Here is a 20,264-nt window from a genome sequence, read left to right as displayed (position 1 = left end):
CCCGCGGCTCGGGCCGGCGCCCGCGGCTCGGGCTGGCGGCCGCGGCTCGGGTGGCGGCCGGTCAGGCGATCTGCCCCGAGCTGAGGCGGACCACGGTGTCGGCGATGTCGATGACGCGCTGATCGTGGGTCGCCACCACGGCGAGGCTGCCGGCGTCGACCGCGGCGCGCACGGCGGTCAGGACCAGCTCGACATGCTCATCGTCCTGGTGCGCGGTCGGCTCGTCCAGGACGGCGACGGCGGGGGTGAGGACCAGCGCACGGGCCAGGGCCGTGCGCTGCTGCTCGCCGAGCGACGTGTCCCGGGCCGGGCGGGCGGCGATGCCGGCGAGACCGAGCCGCTCGAGCAGGCCCCGGTCGGTGGACGCGCCGCGCACGCCCGCCGGGAGCAGGACGTTCTCGGCCACCGACAGCTCCGGCTCGAGCGCGAGGCGCTGCGGTAACAGCGACACGGTGGCCCAGTCGACCGCGCGGTGTGCGGGCTTGCCGCCCACCAGCACCTCACCGGAGGACGGGCGCATGACGCCGGCGATCAGGTGGCACAGCGTCGACTTGCCGGAACCGGAACGGCCCGCCAGCACGGCCAGCGTCGCGGGCGGCAACGAGAGCGAGACGTCACGGAGGACGCCGTTCGCATGGCCGACCGACCGCACCTCCACCAGCGACCCGGTCATTCGGCCCGCCTCAGCTCGACGTGCCCGTCGACGACGGTGACCGCCACCCGGCGGCCCGGGAAAAGTGGCAGCGCCTCCGGCGGGAGCTGCAGGCGCCCCTGGCCGTCGATGGTGACGGTGTGGTCGCGGCCGGCCTCCTGCGAGCCGGACAGGACGCCGTGCCGGAAGCGCAGCACGGTGTCGGCGGCGGCGATCGCCCGCGCGTCGTGCGTGGCCAGGACGACCGCGCTGCCCCGCCCGGCCCGGTCGCGCAGCAGGCGCAGGACCAGTGCCGCCGAGTCGTCGTCGAGCTCGGCGGTGGGCTCGTCGGCCACCAGCAGCGCGGGCGGGCCTACCGCGGCCGCGGCCACCGCGAGGCGCTGCTGCTCGCCGCCCGACAGCACCTCGGGCCGCTTGCGGGCCAGCGGGGTCAGCGCGACCTCGTCGAGGGCGGCGAGCGGGTCGCAGTCCACGCCGCGCAGCCGGGCCATCTGCTCGATCTGGCCGAGCGCGTCCAGCTGAGGGAACAGGCTGTGGGTGGGCCGCTGGGCGACCCAGCCGACCTCGCGCCGGCGCAGGCGCCGCAGCTGGCGGCGGGACAGGCCGGCGACCAGCCGGCCCCGATGCCGCAGCTCGCCGCCGGCCGGGCGCTCCCGCAACGCGAGCAGGGCCAGCAGCGTCGACTTGCCGCTGCCGGAGGGGCCGGTGACCGCGCTGATCCGGCCGCCGCGCACGGTGACATCGACCCCGCGCAGCGCCTGGGTGGGCCCGGTCGGCGCGGCGTACAGCTGAAGCAGATCGTGCCCCTCGAGCACGGGCGCGAAGTCAGTCGTCACGGTAGGCGACCTCCTCGACGGCCGGGCGGGTCGCGGTCAGCGCCACGGCCAGCGCCGTGGCCACCGCGGCGGCGCCGGCGGTGACCGCCACGCCGAGCGGGGAGAGGTGGAAGACGTAGCGGGGCAGCAGGGCGGGCTGGTCGTCGAGCAGCCGGCCGCCGAGCGGGGACAGCGCGGCCACGCCGGCCGCCGCGGCGGCGAGGGCGACCGCGGCCAGCAACACGAACTCCAGCGCGCCGGCCCGGACGACGCGGCCGCGGCCGAGGCCCACCCGGGCCAGCATGAGGTCGGCCGGGCGGCGCAGGGCGGCGGTGCGCTGGGCGTAGATGCCCAGGGTCAGCACGGCCAGCAGCGCCAGGTAGCCGGCGATCGCGACCTGGTAGCCGCGGGCGCGGGCGGTTCCGACGTACGTGGCGCTGGACCGCAACGCGTCGGCGGTGTCGACGCGCTCGGGACGCGCGCCTTTCGCGGTGGTGACGGCCTCGACGCCGGCCGCGCCGCCGGAGCTCCACAGCGCGGCCTGCGCAACCTGGACGCCGACCGGCATCGCGGTCGCCGGGGCGAGGCGCGGGTCGTCGACGCCGAGGTTGCCGAGCACCGGGTCGGCGGCGGCCACGTACATCGGGCGGCCGCGCATGCCGGGGAACGCGGCCACCCGGGCGGCGACGGTGAAATCCTGGAAGTCGAAGCCGACCTTCAGCGGGAACGAGTCCACCTTCGCCGACGCGGGATCGGCGACGGCGATGATGCGTACGGAACGGTCGGCCGCCTCCGGCCGGGCCGCGAGCTCCGCGACCGCCGCCCGCGCCGCGGCCAGATCGGGGCCGCGGCCCCACAGGGCGACCTCCCGGAACCGGGCCGGGTCGATGATCAACAGGTCCTTCTGCTCGGCGTCGACCGGGCTGAGCACGTCGGTGTGCCAGACCACCGTGTGGCCCGGCGGCAGCGGCGGCACCCGCACGCCGGGCACCGGGCCGGTGGGCCGCGGGGCGAACGGATCCTTCTGCGGCGGCGGCGACGGGGCGTCCTTGTCGAGCAGGTACGACCCCTCGAGCGGCGCGACGGCCTCGGCCCCGGCCGCCACCGCGATCCGGTCCTCGACCGAGTCGGCGGTCGACTCCACCGCGGACAGCGCGAACAGCAGCATGCCCAGGCCGGCCGTGACCACCACGACGGCCAGCCGGCGCTCGGCGCCGCCCGCGCCCAGCCGCCGGCGCGCCAGCCACCCGACCGCGCGTCGTGGCGAGGCCGGGAGCGCGGTGCGGCGGCGGGCCGCGAGCCGGCTCGGCAGCCAGCCGGCCACCACCCCGGCGGCCGCCAGGACCAGCAGCGTGCCGCGCAGGTCGATGTCGCCGGCCGGGCCACCGGCGCCGGCCAGACCGGCGGCGGCGACGAGGGCGGCTACCACGACGAGGGCCGGCCAGGGGAGCTGCTTTCGCGTGGTGGTGGGCGCCATCGGCCGTACGCGTCGGGCTGTCGCCGCAGTGGCCACCCCCGCGACCGTGACCAAACCGGCCGCCGTGACCGATGCGGCCATCCAGGCCGCCGGGATCTTCGACTCCTCGATGGCGCCGGGCGGACCCAGCCGGGCCACGAGTTGCCACGCGACCAACCAGCCCAGCGCCGCGCCGAGGACGGCCGGGAGCAGGCTCTCGAGGAGCCACAGCCCGCCCACCCGCGCCGGAGCGAGGCCAACCCCGACGGCGTGCCGCAGTTCGCGCTCGCGACGCCGGGCCGACAGCAGCGCCACGGCGAGCACCGACGCGAGGCCCACGCCGACTGCCGCCCACTCCACCGGCCGGGTGCGCTGCCGGACCGTCTCGGTCGTCTCTCGCGCGGTGGCGACGATCCGCCCGATGCCGCTCGCGAACCGGAACGCCAGCGGGCTGTCGGCGCCCTCCGGCGGCTGGCGGGTCGCATACTCGCGACGCAGATTCTCGACGGCGGCAGCGGTCCGGCTGGCCTCGGCCAGCGTCGTGCCCGGCGCCAGCGCGGCCTCCACCGACCAGAAGATCTTGTCGTGCAGCGCCTTCGCCAGCGGCTCGATCGTCGCGGCGTCGCCCACCAGCAGGTATGCCGGGAGGGTCTCGTACTCCGTATCGCCCGGCGTGTCCCCGCGCCGCAACGCCCACGTCGGACCGGCCGGCAGGCGCCCCTCGCCGTCGACGGCGTAGACCCCGGCGACCGTGCTGGTGGCCTGGTGCCGCTCGCCCCGGGTGCCCACGACGACGGTGAGGGTGAGGCGGTCGCCGGGGCGCGCGCCGAGCGTGTCGGCCATCGGCCGCGGCAGCCAGAGACCCTCCTGCCCAGTGCCGGTGCCGGTGTCGGTGCCGGTGTCGGTGCCCTCCAGCTCCGCGGCGGGATCGGCGACGGCGAACAGGCGGCCGCGCTCCTTCCGGGCGCCGTTGTTGACCGTCAGCTCCCAGAAGCGCGGCGCGATCAGCTCGGCGCCGATCGAGCCACCGGTCAGGTCGGGCTCGGTGAGGTGCGGGATCGCCCGCATGTCGTCGATGACGGCCTGCTGGTCGGCGCTCGTCGACCCGACGGCCGCCGAGAGGCGCACCACAGCCGCGTCGCTCTGCCGGGCGGTCGCCGGGATCTGATCGCGGCGCAGCTGGAAGGTGGCGTTGTCGGAGGCCTCGGCGAACATGGGCGCGGCGGCGCCGGCGGCGGCCAGGACGAGGAACGCCGAGAGCGTCAGCAGCGACCAGGCCCGCCGGCGGAGACCGCCGAGGACCGCGGTCGTGGTGAGCCGGTCGCGCACGTCGGCGGCCTCCTTCGTCCCCGGGCCCCGAAGTTACAACAGTTTTTTACCCGTCGTGGTCCCGCGCCAGGTGGGTGTGCGGCGACAGATAGAGCTGGGCGGCGCGTCCCGGTTGGTGGCGCCTGCGGCGATGACGCGTACGACGTCGAGCTCCGCCCCGGTGAGGCTCGCCCAGCCGCTGCGGGCCCGGCGCAAGCAATCCCTGATCGCGGTGGCGCCGTACGCGTCATGGCCCAGGCAGTGCAGCAGCGCGGCCGTCTGCAGGTCGCCGCGGGCATACGAGTCTTGGTGCTCCCCGCGGAGCAGAGCCTCCGATCGGCCGAAGCGATGTCGCCGGCACCCCGGGCGATGTGGGTGGCGGTCAGCGGCGCGTCGTCGTCGCCGAGCGGGACGCCGGTCTCGGCCATCGAGGCGATCCCCACCGCGTCCGGCGGCGCGGATCCGTCCAGGACGCGTCCGAGCAGGGCGTGCAGGGTGGCGCGGAGGTCGCCGGGCTCCGGGGTCGGCGCGCTCGCCGCCGCGCGCACCCGAGGCGCCGCCTCGCCCAGCTCCGCCAGGACGACCTTGGTGTTGGTGGTCCCGAGGTCGATGCCAAGGCCGAGCGGCATGGCCCCACCCTAGCGAGGTGCCGGGATCGAGGCCCTGTTCCGCGGTCTGAGCTGGGTGTTCGCCACGCTTTGCTCTGCTCACCCACAGGAAGCGCCCAGGCCAGGCGACCCGGCCGCGCGCCGACGTCCGCGAAGGCCGCTACGTCCAGATCGACCCGAAGCGACCGAAGCTGTGCTTACTACCGGTGGGCAGAGCAAAGGCGGCGCTTACCGCAGGTGAGCAGAGCAAAGGCGGCGCGGACAAGCGGGGCGAAGCTGCGGCCGGGCAACGCGTGGCGGAGCGGAACCACCACCGCGAAAGATGCCTGGATTGCCGGGCCCGGCCGCCGCTCGATGCGCGCCGTCGGCGAGCTGCGCCCGGGTGTGCAGCAGCTGGACGTCGAGAACGGCGACCGGGCCAGGCGCGCGGCCGGCTCGCAGTCCCGCCGCAGGGAGGCCTCCGACTCGGGTGGTGCCCGAACGCCTCGGGGTGGTGCCCGAAGGCGGCCTCGACGGCCTGGCGCTGCGGCGCCGGTAGGGCCGGCGCCCGGGGCAGCAGATCGCGGACGAGCCGGTGCAGGCCCGCCAACGGGGCGTCAGGCGGGGCGCAGGCCGGCGAGGGTCGTCTCGATGACCCGATTCGCGTACTCCGGGGTGGGCGGCGACTGCATGAGCAGCAACCGGAACCACAGCGGGCCGAAGAGCAGGTCCGCCACCAGGTCGGGGTCGATGTCGCGCAACTCGCCGGCCCGCTGCGCCCGGTGGATGCGGTCGAGGGTGCCCTCCCGGTTGGGGCGATACACCTTCTCGTGGAAGTCCTTGGCCAGGGCCGGGTCGTGCTGCGCCGCGGCCACCAGGTCGGCGAGCATGCGGCCGTAGCGGGGGTCGCTCAGCAGCGCCGCCGTCCGCTGCAGGAGCTCGGGCAGCCCGGCCAGCGGTAGGTCGGCCGCCGGGGGAGTGGCTAGGCGGGGGTCGAGGTGGTCGCGGAAGGCATCCAGCACCAGCAGGCCCTTCGACGGCCACCACCGGTAGATGCTCTGCTTGCCCACGCCGGCCCGGGCGGCCACGCCCTCGATCGTCACCGCGGCGTACCCGCGCTCGTGGCACAGCTCGAACGCCGCCGCCAGGATGGCGTCCCGGGTCTGCGGATTCCGGCGCTGCGGAGCGGTCATGATCCGACGCTAGCACGAGACGAGACGGACCGTCTTGACCGTGGCCGCACCGGCGCCTACGCTCGTGCAAGACGGTCCGTCTCGTCTCGTCTCATCCGGAGGTGCATCGTGATCGACCATCCGAACACCGGCGCCGCGCCGGCCGACGTCTCCTGGATGTCGTGGACCGCGGCCGGCCTGGCCGGCATTGTGGGCGCGGCCATTCTGATCTCGGTCTTCGCGCCCGACATGATCACCGGAAGTCAGCAGGAGCATCTCGCGGTCGCGGCCTTCGGCACGTGGCTGTGGGGGCTGATCGGGAGCGCGGCGTTCCTGACCGGCATGGGCCGGCTGCGCGGCTCGGCGGCCCGGCAGTTCATCTGGACCGGGCTGGCGGCGGCGACGCTGGCGATCTGGCTGCTCGCCGCGGTGGTCGCCATCGCCGCGCCGCGGGCCGTCACGGGCACCGACCCGACCCAGATCCCGGTCGCGGCGATGGTGGCTCCGGTCGCCGCCACCGTGCTCACCTGGCTGGCGGGCACCGCGGCCAAGGTGTTCGCCACGCCGCCGGGCTGAGATCGCTGCCGGACAGGCGGTGGAAGCACTCAGCCGGCCGACGGGGGCGGCTGAGCGCTCACCGGACACCACGACGAAGGCGAACAGCGTGCCCAGGACGTCCTCGATGGGTTTGGTCCGCATCACCGTCATGCGTCGCCGGATACCCCTCAGTTCTGCGGCGGAACATCCTTCGGCCCGCTGCCCCAGGTGCGGCTCGGGGCCGTGCCGAGGGCGTACCGGAGATGGCCGCCCTCGGTCACCGCGCGGGCCGGCAGCCACGCCTTCGTGGTCGGGCGGCCGTCGACCGTCAGCCCCTGGACGTAGTGGGCCGTCTCGGTGCCGGGCGCGTCGATGGTCAGCTTCTTGCCGCTGCCCAGCCGCACCTCGGCGTGCGGGAACAGCGGGGTGGTCAGGGCCAGCTCGGCGCGGGTGGGGACGGTGGGGTAGAGACCGAGCGCGGACAGGACGTACCAGGCGCTCATCGTGCCGGCGTCGTCGTTGCCCGGGATGCCGCCGGTGCCGGCACCCCACTTGGTGTCGATGATCGCTTTGACGGTCTCCTGCGTCTTGTACGCGGCGCCGAAGTAGTTGTAGAGGTACGGCGTCTGGATATCGGGCTCGTTGGTCGCGTCGAAGCGGGTCAGCTTCTTCGCGCTCAGGTCGAAGGTGCCGTCCGGGTTGCGGAAGAACGCGTCCAGCCGCTCGATCGCGGCTTCGTTGCCGCCCATGCTCTGCGCCAGCGTGACCACGTCGGAATAGACCATCCACGTGTACTGGGCGCTGCTGCCCTCGACGAAACCGGTCTGGGTGGACGGGCTGAAGCCCTCGGCCCAGGTGCCGTCGCGGTATCGATCGCGCATCCAGCCGACGTACGGGCTGTCGATCGGCGCCGGGGTCGGCACGGCCGGGTCGGCGAGTTCCAGCTCACCCAGCTGCACGATGTCGGCCCCGCCGTTCTTGGTCACGTCGAGGCGGTAGTACGAGTACGGCGCGGGGCTCGCGATCGCGTACCCCCGGGTCTGTCCGCGTTTTTCGAAAGTCTGCCCGGTCTGCCGGTCGATGGTGATCCACGTGCTGCCGTCGGCCGAGCCTTGCAGCTGCCAGTCGGCGGGATCGCGCTCGCGGACGTCGTTGCCGGAGGTCAGAGCGTAGTTGGTGACGGTCAGCGGGGTGTCGAGTCGCGCGGCGACCCAGCCGGTGGTCGCGAAGGTCAGCCACTTGGTGCCCTTGTCGCCGTCGAAGGCCTGCGCCTTCCCCTCGCCCGGCGCATTCTCGCCACTGGCGGTGATGGCGGTGATGTGCTCGCGGATGTTGTGCTCGAGGCCGGGATCGGCCTTCGCGCCGGGGTCGTAGACGTTGCGCCAGTTGTGCGAGCGGGCCAGGAAAGTTTTGTACGTCTTTCGCTCGCCGAGCGCGAGAGCCAGCCGCGCGATGCCGTAGTCGGCGGCGGCGTCCTCGAGGGTCTCCGCGGCGCCGCCCCAGCAGTGGCAGTCGTCGGCCGGGACCCAGCCGTTCCGGACGTACTCGTTGAGCGACGGCCGCTGGCCGACACATTCGACGTTGCAACCACGGTCGCTGTAGTCGTTCTCGGTGGCGGCCGTCGCGGCGTGCACCAGGGAGTCGAGCGCGCCGCGGGCGTCGAAGTCGCGGGCGCCGAACGCGTACATGGCGGCGATCGCGGCCGCCGCCGGGTCGCCGGACATCACCGCGGTCTTGCCGTGCTGCAACAGCCACCGGTCCCATTCGCCGCCGCGCTGGGTGGCGTAGTTGAGCAGCGACTGCGCATAGTCACTGGCCTGCCGCCAGTCGAGCATCGCGAGCAGCTGCACCTGGGCGCGATAGACGTCCCACCCGGAGAAAGTTCCGTACTGCGCTTTCTGCGGCTTGCGGACGTGATGGATCCGGTCGTCGGCGCCGTAGTAGCGGCCGTCCACGTCGCTGGTCAGCGTCGGCTCCAGCGACGAGTGGTAGAGCGCCGTGTAGAACGTGGTGAGCTGGCCGGCGGCGCCGCCGCCGACGCGAATTTTCCGCAGCCGGTCGGTCCACGACGCCCGGGCATTCGCCCGGATTTTCGCGAAACTTTCCCGGGCGGGCGATTCGGCCGCGAGGTTGCGCTCGGCGCCGGCCAGATCCACGTACGAGATGGCCACGCGCATCGTCACGGCGGTCGTCCCCGGCGCGAAAGTCACGTAACCGCCCGAGCCCTTGCCCGCGTTGGGCCGCCCGCTGCTGCTGTAGCCGCTGCCGCCCCGCGCGTCGGTGCTGCCCGGGGTGAGCACGGAATCTTTCCAAGTGCCCACGGTCGCGAACGGCTGGTCGAGCTTCGCGACGAAGTGCAGCGTGTAGTACGCGTGCGAGTTGTCGGTGCTCTGCGGCCCGCAGAAGTTTCCGGCGCTGACCGAACCGGTGACGGTTCGGGTTTCCGGGTCGAGGTGCACGGTCGCGTCCTCGCTGCCGGTCTCCGACATCGACGTACGGAAAAGCAGGCTCGCGCTCTTGCCGGCCGGGAACGAGAACTTTCCGATGCCGGTGCGGTCGGTCACGGTGAGCTCGGCGCCGGCGCCGCTGTCCAGGCCCACCCGGTAGTAGCCCGGCTCGGCCGCCTCGTTCGCGTGCGAGAACGTGCTGGCGTAGACGTTGTCGGTGGTGTCGGCGGTCGGCGACGTGGTGACGTCCCCGGCCTGCGGCATGATCGGGATGTCGCCGTTGGCGCCCGAGCAGCCCACGCCGCTGAGGTGGGTGAGGCTCAGGCCGCGGATCCGGGTGGCCGTGTACTGGTAGCCGCCCGGCGCGGGGGTGGAGATCTGGGCGCCGCGCGAGGTCTGCGGGCTCCAGGCGAGCATCCCGAACGGCCGGACCGCGCCCGGGTAGGTGTTGCCGAGGTTGGTGGTGCCGATGAACGGGTTGACGTACGCGGCCGGGTCGATCGCCGGCGCGGCCGCCTGTGCCACCGCGGCGAGCGGGACGGTGACGGCCACGCCGGCGAGAGCGGCGAGGACACGGGTTCGGAGCATGTGGCGGACTCCCTCCGATGACAACGATGTCAGCGACAGGCTTAATCCGCGCACTGAAATATGTCAATGACCTGCGATCCTGGGTCGGCGCGCCGCTGAACCGATTCAGGCGACACGGGCGCCGCGGCCGGGCGAGTGCCGGCCGGGATGCCCGTCGAACAGGGTGCAGTCCTGCTCGGCGCGGTCCGGGGCGTCCGGGTCCTGATGCGCCGGGCACCAGGGGTACGGGTTGATCTCGGACGCGCTCAGCGTCCATTGCAGCCACCACATCGTGGTGTCCACCTGCTGAGCCAGGGCGGCATGCGAGCCCTCGTGGCCGCACTCGAGCTCGCAACCCAGCTCCGCCTGCAGGCCCGGCGCCTCGGCCGGGAGCCCGTTGAGGAACGCCAGTTGGGCCGCGTCGAGCGTGATGCGGGCCGGACAGATCGCCAGATCCTCGGTTCCAATCGACATGCGTCCATTGATTCCCGGGTCGGGCGCCCGATACACCCGCGAACTTAACCGGTTCTGGCTACTGCAGTCCGCCGCGGACCGCGGTGATCCGCTGGGTGTTGAAGCCGAGCCAGTGCATCCGGCCGACGTAGCGGGCGTGCTCGACCTTGAGGCAGCGGTCCATGATCACCGTGAGGCCGCCCTCCTCGGCGATCCGTGCGCCCTCTTCGTTGATCACGCCGAACTGGCACCACAGCGTGCCGGCCCCGATCGCCACCGCGTCCCGGGCGATGTCGGGGAGCGCGCTCGGGGCGCGGAAGACGTTCACGACGTCGACGTGCTCGGGCACGTCGCGCAGACTGGCGTAGCTCTTCTCGCCGAGGATCTCGGTCTCGCGCGGGTTGACCGGGATCACCCGATAACCGTGCCGTTGTGCGTAGTAGCCGACGAAGTAGCTGGCCCGCAGCGCGTTGTTGGACAGGCCGACGATCGCGATCGTCTTGGCGTTGTGCAGGACCCGCTGGATCGCCGTGACGTCCTGGTATCGCGCGAGATCGAGCTCGGTCATACCGCTTCCACTTTCTCCAACGCCTGCGAAAGGTCCCAGATCAGATCGTCCACCGATTCGGTGCCTACCGACAGCCGTACGGTGCCCGGCCCGGCCCCGGCCGCCAGCAGCTCCTCGTCGCTCAGCTGGCGATGGGTGGTGCTGGCCGGATGGATGATCAGGCTCTTGGCGTCGCCGACGTTGGCCAGATGCGACCACAGCGTCACGTTGCGGATCAGATCCTGGCCGGCCTCGCGGCCCCCGGCGCAGTCGAACGAGAACACCGCGCCCGCGCCCAGCGGCAGGTATTTCTCGACCAGCGGCCGGTAGGCGCTCGACGGCAGGCCCGGATAGGCCACCCGGGAGACCCGCGGGTGCGACTCGAGGAACTCCGCCACCTTGAGCGCGTTGACCACGTGGCGTTCCATCCGCAACGACAGCGTCTCGAGGCCCTGCAGGAACAGGAACGCGTTGAACGGCGAGAGCGCGCCGCCGAGGTCCCGCAGCGTCTCGGCGCGAAGCTTCATCAGGTAGCCGTACGTGCCGAACGTCTCGTGGAACTGCAGGCCGTGGTACGCCGGCGAGGGGTCGGCGACCACCGGGAAACGGCCGTTGGACCAGTTGAACAGGCCGGACTCGACCACCACGCCGCCGATGCTGGTGCCGTGGCCGCCGATGAACTTCGTCGCCGAGTGGATGACGATGTCGGCGCCGAACTCGATCGGCCGGCACAGATAGGGCGTCGCGAACGTGTTGTCGACGATCAGCGGCAGCTCGTGCTCGTGGGCGATCGTGGCGATGGTCTCGATGTCGAGGACGTTGCCGCCGGGGTTGCCGATGGTTTCGCCGAAGAACGCCTTGGTGTTCGGCGCGACCGCCTTGCGCCACGCGTCCGGGTCGTCCGGGTCGACCCAGGTCAGCTCGACGTTCATCTTGCGCAACATGTGCTTGAGCTGGTTGACCGTGCCGCCGTAGAGCGCCGACGAGGCGACCACGTGGTCGCCCGGCTCGAGCAGCGTGAACAGCGCGCCGGCCTGGGCCGCGATCCCGCTCGAGAACGCCACCGCGCCCGAGCCGCCCTCCAGGTTGGCCACCCGCTCCTCGAACACCGCCACCGTCGGGTTCATGATGCGCGAGTACGTGTTGCCGTACTCCTGAAGGTTGAAGTAGGCGGCCGCCGACTCCGGGTCCTCGAACACGTAGCTCGTGGTCTGGAAGATCGGCACGGCGCGGGCGCCCGTGTTCGGATCCGGCCGTTGACCGGCGTGCAGCTGCCGGGTCTCGAACCCGAACTCATGGGCCTGCTCGATCACTGTTCTTCCTCTCTCAAGAATCGCCGGACAATTGGCGTCTGCCGGGCTTCCTCGAGAAGGAAGCAGTCGTGCCCATAGGGCGCCTCGATCAGGTGGTACTCGACCGGCTTGCCGGCCTCGGTCAACGCCGCCTCGATCTCCATCGAGGCGATCGGCGGGTAAAGCCAATCAGAACTGAAAGCAATCAATAACGTACGGGCGGAGACGTTCGCGAGCGCCCGGGCGAGCGATCCGTCCCCGTGCTGCCGTGCAAGATCAAAATACGTCAAAGCCCGGGACATCCGGACGTACGTGCCGGCGTCGAACCGCTTGATGAACGACTCGGCCTGGTGGTCGAGGTAGCTCTCGATCTCGAATTCCGGCCGGTCGATCGTGTAGCGGATGTCGTCGGCGAACTGCAGCCGCCGGCCGAACTTGCCGTCCAGCGCTGGCGCCGACAGGTACGTCATGTGGCCGACCATCCGCGCCACGCTCATCCCGTCGTCCGGCCGCCGCCCGGTGCCGTAGTAGTCGCCGCCCTGCCACGCGGGATCGCGGGTGATCGCCTCGCGGGCGATCGCGTTCCAGGCCACCCCCTGCGGGTGCAGCGCGTGGGTGGAGGCGATCACCACGATCGAGTCGACCTGATCGGGGTACGTGACGGCCCACTGCAACGCCTGCATCCCGCCGAGCGAGCCACCGGCCACGGCGGCGAGCCGCTCGATACCGAGCTCGTCGAGGAACGCCCGCTCGCACCGGACCATGTCGGCCACCGTGATGACGGGGAAGTCCGACCCGTACGCCCGGCCGGTCCCGGGGTTGATCGAGGACGGGCCCGTGGTGCCCCGGCAGCCGCCGAGGAGGTTGGTGGAAACCACGAAGAAATGGTCGGTGTCGAAGGCCTTGCCCGGCCCGATCATGCCGTCCCACCAGCCCAGCGCCTTGCCGGCCGCGCCGTCGCGGCTCTCCGCCGCGAAGCCGTCGCGGGTGCCGGTCCCGGATGCGACGGTCGAGTATCCGGCCGCGTGCGCATCCCCGCTCAAGGCGTGACACACCAGGATGACGTTGTCCCGGGTGGGCGCGAGCGTGCCGTACGTTTCGTAGGCGACGCGGACCGGGCTGAGCTCGCGCCCGCAGTCGAGCGGCAACGGCGCCGGGAGGTCGAGGTACCGGGTTTCGACGCTGCCGACCGAGCCGGCCGGAAGGGTCGAGGGTGCCACCATGTGGGCGACTATAGCTATGCGTCGTCTGGGCAGGCCAGTATGGTTGTCGCGATTCCCGATGGATTTAGTAGGACAGCCGGTCGAAAGGGAGATACGGGATGACGACGGTGGATAACGGGGTCAACGTGCAGGCGTTGCTGGAGGCCCGCGAGGTGCTCAAGGGCGCCCCCGAGGCGGCCCAGTTCACCTGGCGGGCCAACTCCAAGTGGGAGAACGGCGTGCACAGCACGACCAGCGTGCAGAAGTTCTTCGGGCTCGGGCAGGAGCAGGCGCACAAGAGCGAGGCGGTGTTCTCGGCCGACCACCCGGAGGTGTTCGCGGCCGCGGACCAGGGCATCACCCCGATCGAGTACCTGCTGGTCGGGCTGGCCGGCTGCCTGACGGCCGGGGTGGCCTCGGTGGCGCAGAACCGGGGCATCCAGCTGCGCTCGGTCGAGGCGACGGTCGAGGGCAACCACGACATCCGGGGCATCCTCGGCGCCGACAGCGACGTCCGCAACGGCTTCAACGACGTCAAAGTGATCTTCAACATCGACGCGGACGCGACCAAGGAGGAGATCGAGGCGCTGGTGGCCCAGTCCCAGAAGCGCTCGGCGGTCTTCGACGCGCTCACCAACCCGACCGACGTCACGGTCGAAGTCAGGTAGGGCGGAACCATCGAAAGCGTCACCACGGTTGTCGTCGGGGCCGGTCACGCCGGCCTGGCCGCCAGCCATTTCCTCGGCGACCGGTCGGTCGAGCACGTGGTCCTCGAGCGGGGCGAGGTGGCCAACTCCTGGCGGCGCGAGCGCTGGGACTCCCTGCGGCTGCTCACGCCCAACTGGCTGAGCCGGTTGCCGGGCCACGCGTACGACGGGCCGGACCCCGACGGGTACATGACGAGCGGCGAGGTGGCCGAGTTCATCGAGCGCTTCGCCGCCGTCACCCGGGCGCCGGTGCGCACCGGCACCGACGTGCTCTCAGTGCGGGCCGCCGGCGACGGCTACCTCGTGTCGACGAGCCGGGGCGAGCTCCGGTGCCGGACGGTCGTGATCGCCAGCGGCGCCTGCAACGTGCCGACCGTGCCCGCCGTCAGCGCCGGGGTGCCGTCGCGGATCGCGCAGCTGACCCCGTTCGACTACCGCGGTCCGGCCGGCCTGCCCGGCGGCGGCGTGCTGGTCGTCGGCGCCTCGGCGACCGGCGTGCAGCTCGCGGCCGAGCTGCAGCGCTCGGGGCGGCAGGTCACGCTGGCGGTCGGCGAGCACGTACGGCTGCCGCGCTTGTACCGCGGCCGCGACGTGCTCTGGTGGATGCACCACAGCGGGGTGTGGGATCAGCGCTACGACGAGGTGGACGACCTCACCCGGGCCCGCCGGCTGCCCTCGCCGCAGCTCGTCGGCGGCGCCGAGCGCGCCACCCTCGACCTCAACACGCTGACCGGGCTCGGCGTCGAGCTGGTCGGGCGCCTCGCGTCCGTGCGGGACGGCAGCGCGCTGTTCTCGGGCGGGCTGCGCAACGTCTGCGCGCTGGCCGATCTCAAGATGCGACGCCTGCTCACCACGTTCGACGAGTGGGCCAAGGCGAGCGGCCGGGACACCGAGGTCGGCCCGCCCGAGGAGTTCCCGGCGACGGTCGTGCCGGCGCGGGCCCGGCTGAGGCTGGACCTGCGCGGTGGCGAGATCGGCTCGATCCTCTGGGCGACCGGCTTCCGCCCCGACTACGGCTGGCTGGACGTGCCGGTGGTGGACGCCAAGGGCCACCTGCGCCACGAGGGCGGGATCCTGGACGCTCCCGGCCTGTACGCGCTGGGCCTGCCCATGCTGCGCCGCCGCCGCTCGTCGTTCATCAACGGCATCGAGGACGACGCCCGCGCCGTGGTCGGCCACCTGGCCGCCGCCCTGCGCGCGTGACGCCGCCCCGGCGTCGGGCCGGTCAGTGGCGGCGGGCGCGGGTGAAGCGGCGGGCCACCAGGTACGCGACGCCGGCGCCGAGCAGCCACGGGGCCGCCACCACCACCGGGTCGAGCGGGTGGTGCGCCCGGTCGGCGCGGTGCGGGTCGGCGCGGGACGCCCGGCCGTGGCCGGTCAGCTCGCCGCGGATGCCGGTCTCGGCGATCAGCCGGTCGGGGTGACCGGTCGCGAGCGAGCGCAGCCGGCTCTCCAGCACGTCCACCCGGTCGCCGGCCAGCAGCAGGAGCCAATGCGCGGCGCGGCCCTCGCTGTACCGCTCGTACGCGAGTCGGCGGATCCGCCCGGACAGCCCGCGCGGCGGGCACGACGTGCCGAAGACCGGGGTGAGGAAGGCGTGCTCGATCGACCGCTCGCGCGGCCACCGCTCCGGCTGCCGCTCGGGGAACTCCCAGTGCGCGCCGGCGAACCCGGGGTCGAACCGCTCCTGCGGCACGGCCGGCCGGTCCTTCGGGTCCAGGTCGGCGCCCCAGCCGGGGATCCGGGCGCGCAGGTCGTCGCTGGACTCGGCGAGCTTCGGCTTGTCCGGTGTGTAGGCCATGGCGTCTTCCTCACCTGCCGTCCGGGACGATGATGGGCTTGATGCAGCCGTCGAGCTTCGCCGAGAAGATGTGGTACGCCTCGGCGATGTGCTCGAGCGGGATCCGGTGGGTCACGATGTCGCTCGGCTTGAGATAACCCGCGCGCACGTGCTCGAACAGCCGCGGCCACTGGCGCTTGACCGGGCACTGGTTCATGCGCAGGGTGAGGCCCTTGTTCATGGCGTCGCCGAACTTGACCGCGCTGAACATCGGGCCGTAAGCGCCCATCACCGAGATCGTGCCGCCCTTGCGCACCGAGTCGATGGCCCAGTTCAGCGCGACCGGCGAGCCGCCCTGCAGCTTCAGCTTGGCCGCGGTGACGTGCTGGATCAGGTTGCCGTCGGCCTCGGCGCCGACCGCGTCGATGGCCACGTCGGCGCCCAGGTGCTCGGTGATCTTCTTCAGGTGCACGACGATGTCGTCGTACTCGGTGAAGTTGCAGGTCTCGGCGTGCGCGAACTCGGCCGCCTTGGCGAGGCGGTAATCCAGGTGATCGATGACGATGACCCGGCCGGCGCCCATGAGCCAGGACGACTTCGCCGCGTACAGGCCGACCGGCCCGGCGCCGAACACCACCACCACGTCGCCCTCGCGGATCTCGCCGAGCTGTGCGCCGAAGTATCCGGTGGCCAGCGCGTCGGTGAGCAGGACGGCGTCGTCCTCGTCGAGCCAGTCCGGCAGCGGCGCCGGGCCGACGTCGGCGAACGGCACCCGGACGTACTCGGCCTGCCCGCCGTCGTAGCCGCCGGTGGTGTGCGAGTAGCCGTAGATGCCGCCGACCGCGGTGGCGTTCGGGTTGACGTTGTGGCAGTTCGAGTACAGGCCGCGCGCGCAGTAGAAACATGTGCCGCAGAAGATGTTGAACGGCACCATCACCCGGTCGCCGGGCCGCAGGCGCTCGACCGACGGCCCGACCTCGTCGACCACGCCGACGAACTCGTGCCCGAACGTCGTGCCGACCCGGGTGTCGGGCATCAGGCCGTGGTAGAGGTGCAGGTCCGAGCCGCAAATGGCGGCGCGGGTGACACGTACGATCGCATCGTTCGGATGTTCGACGGACGGCCGGTCCTTTTCCTCGACGCGTACGCGATAGGGACCGCGGTAGACCATTGCCTGCATGCGGCGTTGGCTACCCGCTGGCGCGCCGGGCAAACGGTGGTCCGGGCGCGGGACTCGGCCGGGCAGCTGTAGCTGAAGTGAGGTTTAGGTTCTACGGTTGAGGCATGGAACGTCAGCTCAGGGTCGCGGTCATCGGCGCCGGACCGGCCGGGATCTACGCCGCGGACACGCTGGTCAAAGCGGCCCCGGCGGCCACCGTCGACATCTTCGACCGGCTCCCCACGCCGTACGGCCTGATCCGGTACGGCGTCGCGCCGGACCACCCGCGGATCAAGGAGATCGTCGTCGCGCTGCACCAGGTGCTCGACGACCCGCGGGTCCGCTTCCTGGGCAACATCGACTACGGGATCGACGTGAAGCCCGCCGAGCTGGACGCGTTCTACGACGCCACCGTCATCGCCACCGGGGCCGACCGCGGCCGGGAGCTCGACATCCCGGGCATCGACTTGCCGGGCAGCTTCGGCGCGGCCGACTTCGTGTCCTGGTATGACGGCCACCCCGACGTACCCGGTGAATGGCCCTTGACCGCGGACCGGGTGGCCGTCATCGGCGCGGGGAACGTCGCGATCGACGTCGCCCGGATCCTGGCCAAGACGGCGGCGGAGCTGCTCGAGACGGAAATTCCCGACAACGTCCACCGGGCGCTGCTCGCCAGCCCGCTTACCGACGTGCACATCTTCGCGCGGCGCGGGCCGGCCCACGTCAAGTTCACCCCGATGGAGCTGCGGGAGCTCGACGAGTCGCCGAACGTCGAGGTGATCGTCGACCCGGACGGCTTCGAGGTCGACGAGGACGCGCTCCGCGGGCGCCGGACGGCCAAGATGTGCGTCGAGATCCTCCGCGGGTGGGCCGGGCGCCCGCCGGCCGGCAAGCCGCGCCGTGTCCACCTGCATTTCGGTCAGGCCCCGGTGGCGATTCTCGGCGACGACCGGGTCACCGGGCTGCGCACCACCAAGGGCGACTGGGCGGTGGGGGCGGTGTACCGCGCGATCGGATACCGCAGCCGCCCGGTCGCGGACCTGCCGTTCGATCCCGTGACCGGGACGATCCCGCACGAGGCCGGCCGCGTGCTCGGCCTCGACGGCGCGCCGGTACCCGGCCGGTACGCGACCGGCTGGATCAAGCGCGGGCCGGTCGGCCTGATCGGCCACACCCGCAAGGACGCCAAGGAAACGGTCACCAGCCTGCTGGCCGACCTGCCGGGCCTGCCGCCGGCGGCCCGGCCCGATCCGGCCGAGGTTCTCGCCCACCTGGCCCGCCGCGGTCTCGACCACACGACCTGGGCCGGCTGGCAGCGACTCGACCGGCACGAGATCGCCCTCGGCGAGCCACACGGGCGCCGGCGGATCAAGGTGGTGCCCCGGGCCGAGATGATCGCCATCGGCCGCCGTTCCGGCCCGCTCGCGCCGTAGCGCCGCCCGCCCGCGCGGTAGCGCGCCGCCCGGCCGCCGGGCGCGAGTCGCGTGCGCGGGCGTGGCTCTCTGCGCGCGCGACCGAATCGCGGCGCGGGGGCCTGAGGCGCGTGTGACCGGTGGTGGTTGCGGGTACGCCGGTGCCGTGGCGCAGGAGAAGAACGAGAGCGGCGACAGCACCCGGACCGTCGTCGTGGCGGTGATCGCGAACGCGGCGATCGCGGTGGCCAAGACGGTGGCCGCCCTGATGACCGGATCGGCGTCGATGTGGGCCGAGGCGGCGCACTCCGTCGCCGACACCGGCAACGAAGTGCTGCTGTTCGTGGGCTTGCGTCGCTCGGTCAAGGAGCCGGACGCGCGGCACCCCTTCGGGTACGGGCAGGAGCGGTACTTCTGGACGTTCCTGGCCGCGCTCGGCATTTTCCTGGTCGGCGGAACGCTCTCGATCGGCGAGGGGGTGCGCAGCCTGCTCCTGCCCGAGCCGCTCGAGTCGATCTGGGTCGGCATCGGCGTGCTCGTGGTCGCCTTCGCCTTCGAGAGCTACTCGTGGCACACCGCCCGCAAGCAGCTGCGCGCCGAGTCGCGCGAGCGGGACCGGTCGATGGTGGAGCACCTGCGCCGGGCGTCCGACCCGAGCGCCACCACGGTCTTCCTGGAGGACACCGCCGCGCTGATCGGACTCGTCGTGGCGCTGATCGCGCTGCTGCTGCACGCGGGGACCGGATGGGCGGGCTGGGACGCGGTCGGCAGCATCGCGATCGGCGTCCTGCTGATCGTGGTGGCGTACCTGCTGGCCCGCCGCTCCAAGACCCTGCTGCTGGACGAGTCCGCCCCGCCGGACGTGCTGGAGCCGATCCGCGCGCGGGTGGCCGGACTCGACTGGGTCGGCGAGATCCGCGACCTGCACGCCGTCTACGTCGGACCGTCGAGCCTGCTGGTGAACGTCCTGGTGACGCCGACGCCGGCGGCCGCCGGGGCGCCGGCGTCCGACCTGGTGAGCCGGATCGCCCGGCTGCGCCGCAGCCTCCTGGAGGACCCGGCCATCACCCAGGTGGCCGTCACCGTGCACTGAGCCGCCGGCGACGCACATCGATCGGGTCTCGTGCCGGCCGTCCGGATCGGCCAGGATGGGATCACCACCGCGCCACGTTCGACGATCGACGACCGGGGAGGACCGATGGATCACGACACCCGCGCCGCCGCCCCCGTGCGGCCCCGCCGGCTCTGGTTGCGAGTCTTCCTCACCGGGCTGGTCCTGTGGCTGCTCACGGTCGTGGTGACGATGCTGACCGAGAACCCCAACCTGATTCCCACGCTGGTGCTGCTGGGCAGCTTCCTGGTTCCGGTCAGCTTCGTGGTGTGGGCGTTCGGCCGGCGGCACAGCGGCGAGGTCACCGCCGAGCTGCTGTTCACCACCTTCGTCACCGGCGGCGTCCTCGGCGTGCTCGCGGCCTCGCTGCTCGAGACGTACCTGCTGCACCCGTCGCCGCTGCTCTTCCTGGGCGTCGGGCTCATCGAGGAGGCGGCGAAGCTGGTCGTCCTCGCCTTCCTCAGCCGTCACCTGCAGCACAAGTACGCCCGCGACGGCCTCATCCTCGGCGCCTCGGTCGGCTTCGGGTTCGCCGCGTTCGAGTCGGCCGGGTACGCCTTCACCGCGCTCTTCACCGAGCAGGGGCTGTCGCTGATGCAGCTGGTGCAGACCGAGCTGCTGCGCGGCCTGCTCGCCCCGGTCGGGCACGGCCTGTGGACCGCGATCCTGGGCGGCGTGCTCTTCTCGGCCAGCGGCCGACGGCATTTCGCGTTCACCGGCCGGCTGGTGGTGACGTACCTGGGCGTCTCGGTGCTGCACGCGCTCTGGGACAGCATGCACAGCATCGCGCTGCTGCTCACCCTCGTGCTGACCGGCACGCCGTACCAGTTCCAGCTGCTGGAGCGGGGCTACGAGCCGGAGCCGACCGCGGCGCAGGCCAATCTCTTCACCGTGCTGTCCTGGAGCGGGCTGATCCTGGTGGCCCTGGCCGGCATCGCCTGGCTGCTGGCGGTGCGCCGGACCGCCGACCAGGAGGCGCGGATGGTGCTCTGGCGCATGCCGATCGGCGGCGCCCGGGTTTAGCGGTGCCCGGCGCCGGCCTCCTTGGCGATCTTGACAG

General features: G+C 72.5%; 17 protein-coding genes. 6 read left to right on the top strand and 11 right to left on the bottom strand.

From position 1 onward, the window contains the following. Window positions 1-61: 61 nt before the first annotated feature. From ACFQS1_RS03280 to ACFQS1_RS03265, 4 genes are all read right to left on the bottom strand, one after another. The gene (locus ACFQS1_RS03280) at window positions 62-673 is read right to left on the bottom strand and encodes an ATP-binding cassette domain-containing protein (RefSeq protein ID WP_378964450.1); all 612 of its coding nucleotides are present in this window, start codon (window positions 671-673) and stop codon (window positions 62-64) included. Continuing rightward, window positions 670-1,488, bottom strand: coding sequence for an ATP-binding cassette domain-containing protein (locus tag ACFQS1_RS03275; protein ID WP_378964448.1), 819 nt, complete (start codon window positions 1,486-1,488; stop codon window positions 670-672). Before ACFQS1_RS03275 ends, ACFQS1_RS03280 begins: the two co-directional genes overlap by 4 nt. After that, window positions 1,478-4,252 (bottom strand): hypothetical protein, encoded by a 2,775-nt coding sequence (locus ACFQS1_RS03270; RefSeq protein ID WP_378964447.1) that lies wholly within the window; start codon window positions 4,250-4,252, stop codon window positions 1,478-1,480. Before ACFQS1_RS03270 ends, ACFQS1_RS03275 begins: the two co-directional genes overlap by 11 nt. A gap of 1,183 nt (window positions 4,253-5,435) precedes the next feature. After that, complete coding sequence (locus ACFQS1_RS03265) at window positions 5,436-6,011, bottom strand: TetR/AcrR family transcriptional regulator (protein ID WP_378964445.1); 576 nt, start codon at window positions 6,009-6,011, stop codon at window positions 5,436-5,438. Between the two features lie 108 nt (window positions 6,012-6,119). Here ACFQS1_RS03265 and ACFQS1_RS03260 point away from each other — a divergent pair, with 108 nt between their 5' ends. Continuing rightward, on the top strand, window positions 6,120-6,566 hold the full coding sequence (locus ACFQS1_RS03260; protein ID WP_378964444.1) for a hypothetical protein: 447 nt from the start codon (window positions 6,120-6,122) through the stop codon (window positions 6,564-6,566). 149 nt (window positions 6,567-6,715) lie between these two features. Here ACFQS1_RS03260 and ACFQS1_RS03255 read toward each other — a convergent pair whose 3' ends face one another. From ACFQS1_RS03255 to metX, 5 genes are all read right to left on the bottom strand, one after another. Beyond that, window positions 6,716-9,562 (bottom strand): GH92 family glycosyl hydrolase, encoded by a 2,847-nt coding sequence (locus ACFQS1_RS03255; protein WP_378964443.1) that lies wholly within the window; start codon window positions 9,560-9,562, stop codon window positions 6,716-6,718. A gap of 105 nt (window positions 9,563-9,667) precedes the next feature. Further along, window positions 9,668-10,015 carry a hypothetical protein gene (locus ACFQS1_RS03250; RefSeq protein WP_378964442.1) on the bottom strand — a complete coding sequence of 116 codons (348 nt, stop codon included), beginning with the start codon at window positions 10,013-10,015 and terminating at the stop codon, window positions 9,668-9,670. A 58-nt stretch (window positions 10,016-10,073) separates the two neighbouring features. Further along, a complete protein-coding gene (locus ACFQS1_RS03245; protein ID WP_378964441.1) occupies window positions 10,074-10,562 on the bottom strand; it encodes a CoA-binding protein in 489 nt (162 codons plus the stop codon). Next, window positions 10,559-11,854 (bottom strand): O-acetylhomoserine aminocarboxypropyltransferase/cysteine synthase family protein, encoded by a 1,296-nt coding sequence (locus tag ACFQS1_RS03240; protein WP_378964439.1) that lies wholly within the window; start codon window positions 11,852-11,854, stop codon window positions 10,559-10,561. The genes ACFQS1_RS03245 and ACFQS1_RS03240 overlap by 4 nt, the downstream gene beginning before the upstream one ends. Beyond that, a complete protein-coding gene (metX, locus tag ACFQS1_RS03235) occupies window positions 11,851-13,056 on the bottom strand; it encodes a homoserine O-acetyltransferase MetX (RefSeq protein ID WP_378964438.1) in 1,206 nt (401 codons plus the stop codon). Before metX ends, ACFQS1_RS03240 begins: the two co-directional genes overlap by 4 nt. A gap of 98 nt (window positions 13,057-13,154) precedes the next feature. Between metX and ACFQS1_RS03230 the strand changes: the two genes are divergently transcribed. Together ACFQS1_RS03230 and ACFQS1_RS03225 are read left to right on the top strand one after the other, a co-directional pair. Then, window positions 13,155-13,703: an OsmC family protein gene (locus ACFQS1_RS03230; protein WP_378964436.1), complete on the top strand. Its 549-nt coding sequence runs from the start codon at window positions 13,155-13,157 to the stop codon at window positions 13,701-13,703. Window positions 13,704-13,712: 9 nt separating this feature from the next. Next, entirely contained in the window at window positions 13,713-14,945 is a 1,233-nt protein-coding gene (locus ACFQS1_RS03225) for an NAD(P)-binding domain-containing protein (RefSeq protein WP_378964640.1), read from the top strand. A gap of 22 nt (window positions 14,946-14,967) precedes the next feature. On the opposite strand, the gene ACFQS1_RS03220 is transcribed toward ACFQS1_RS03225, so the two are convergent. After that, complete coding sequence (locus ACFQS1_RS03220; RefSeq protein WP_378964435.1) at window positions 14,968-15,543, bottom strand: hypothetical protein; 576 nt, start codon at window positions 15,541-15,543, stop codon at window positions 14,968-14,970. A gap of 10 nt (window positions 15,544-15,553) precedes the next feature. After that, window positions 15,554-16,702, bottom strand: a complete 1,149-nt coding sequence (locus tag ACFQS1_RS03215; protein ID WP_378964434.1) for a zinc-dependent alcohol dehydrogenase — start codon at window positions 16,700-16,702, stop codon at window positions 15,554-15,556. 104 nt (window positions 16,703-16,806) lie between these two features. On the opposite strand from ACFQS1_RS03215, the gene ACFQS1_RS03210 reads away from it, so the two are divergent. The 3 genes from ACFQS1_RS03210 to ACFQS1_RS03200 all read left to right on the top strand — a co-directional run bounded on the left by ACFQS1_RS03210 (window position 16,807) and on the right by ACFQS1_RS03200 (window position 20,227). Then, window positions 16,807-18,114 carry an FAD-dependent oxidoreductase gene (locus ACFQS1_RS03210; RefSeq protein WP_378964433.1) on the top strand — a complete coding sequence of 436 codons (1,308 nt, stop codon included), beginning with the start codon at window positions 16,807-16,809 and terminating at the stop codon, window positions 18,112-18,114. A 145-nt stretch (window positions 18,115-18,259) separates the two neighbouring features. Next, the gene (locus tag ACFQS1_RS03205; protein ID WP_378964431.1) at window positions 18,260-19,186 is read left to right on the top strand and encodes a cation diffusion facilitator family transporter; all 927 of its coding nucleotides are present in this window, start codon (window positions 18,260-18,262) and stop codon (window positions 19,184-19,186) included. A 105-nt stretch (window positions 19,187-19,291) separates the two neighbouring features. Next, the gene (locus ACFQS1_RS03200; RefSeq protein ID WP_378964430.1) at window positions 19,292-20,227 is read left to right on the top strand and encodes a PrsW family intramembrane metalloprotease; all 936 of its coding nucleotides are present in this window, start codon (window positions 19,292-19,294) and stop codon (window positions 20,225-20,227) included. Window positions 20,228-20,264 lie beyond the last annotated feature (37 nt).

The organism is Paractinoplanes rhizophilus, assembly GCF_042664765.1.
GTDB lineage: Bacteria > Actinomycetota > Actinomycetes > Mycobacteriales > Micromonosporaceae > Actinoplanes > Actinoplanes rhizophilus.
The sequence above is the reverse complement of the archived record's forward strand: the minus strand, read 5'-3'. Positions and strand labels throughout refer to the sequence as shown.

Excerpts from the sequence above, each read along its gene's own strand:
- ACFQS1_RS03215 (WP_378964434.1), bottom strand. The coding sequence starts at position 16,702 with ATGCAGGCAATGGTCTACCGCGGTCCCTATCGCGTACGCGTCGAGGAA.
- ACFQS1_RS03255 (WP_378964443.1), bottom strand. The coding sequence starts at position 9,562 with ATGCTCCGAACCCGTGTCCTCGCCGCTCTCGCCGGCGTGGCCGTCACC.
- ACFQS1_RS03230 (WP_378964436.1), top strand. The coding sequence starts at position 13,155 with ATGACGACGGTGGATAACGGGGTCAACGTGCAGGCGTTGCTGGAGGCC.
- metX (WP_378964438.1), bottom strand. The coding sequence starts at position 13,056 with ATGGTGGCACCCTCGACCCTTCCGGCCGGCTCGGTCGGCAGCGTCGAA.
- ACFQS1_RS03245 (WP_378964441.1), bottom strand. The coding sequence starts at position 10,562 with ATGACCGAGCTCGATCTCGCGCGATACCAGGACGTCACGGCGATCCAG.
- ACFQS1_RS03280 (WP_378964450.1), bottom strand. The coding sequence starts at position 673 with ATGACCGGGTCGCTGGTGGAGGTGCGGTCGGTCGGCCATGCGAACGGC.
- ACFQS1_RS03250 (WP_378964442.1), bottom strand. The coding sequence starts at position 10,015 with ATGTCGATTGGAACCGAGGATCTGGCGATCTGTCCGGCCCGCATCACG.
- ACFQS1_RS03210 (WP_378964433.1), top strand. The coding sequence starts at position 16,807 with ATGGAACGTCAGCTCAGGGTCGCGGTCATCGGCGCCGGACCGGCCGGG.
- ACFQS1_RS03200 (WP_378964430.1), top strand. The coding sequence starts at position 19,292 with ATGGATCACGACACCCGCGCCGCCGCCCCCGTGCGGCCCCGCCGGCTC.
- ACFQS1_RS03220 (WP_378964435.1), bottom strand. The coding sequence starts at position 15,543 with ATGGCCTACACACCGGACAAGCCGAAGCTCGCCGAGTCCAGCGACGAC.
- ACFQS1_RS03265 (WP_378964445.1), bottom strand. The coding sequence starts at position 6,011 with ATGACCGCTCCGCAGCGCCGGAATCCGCAGACCCGGGACGCCATCCTG.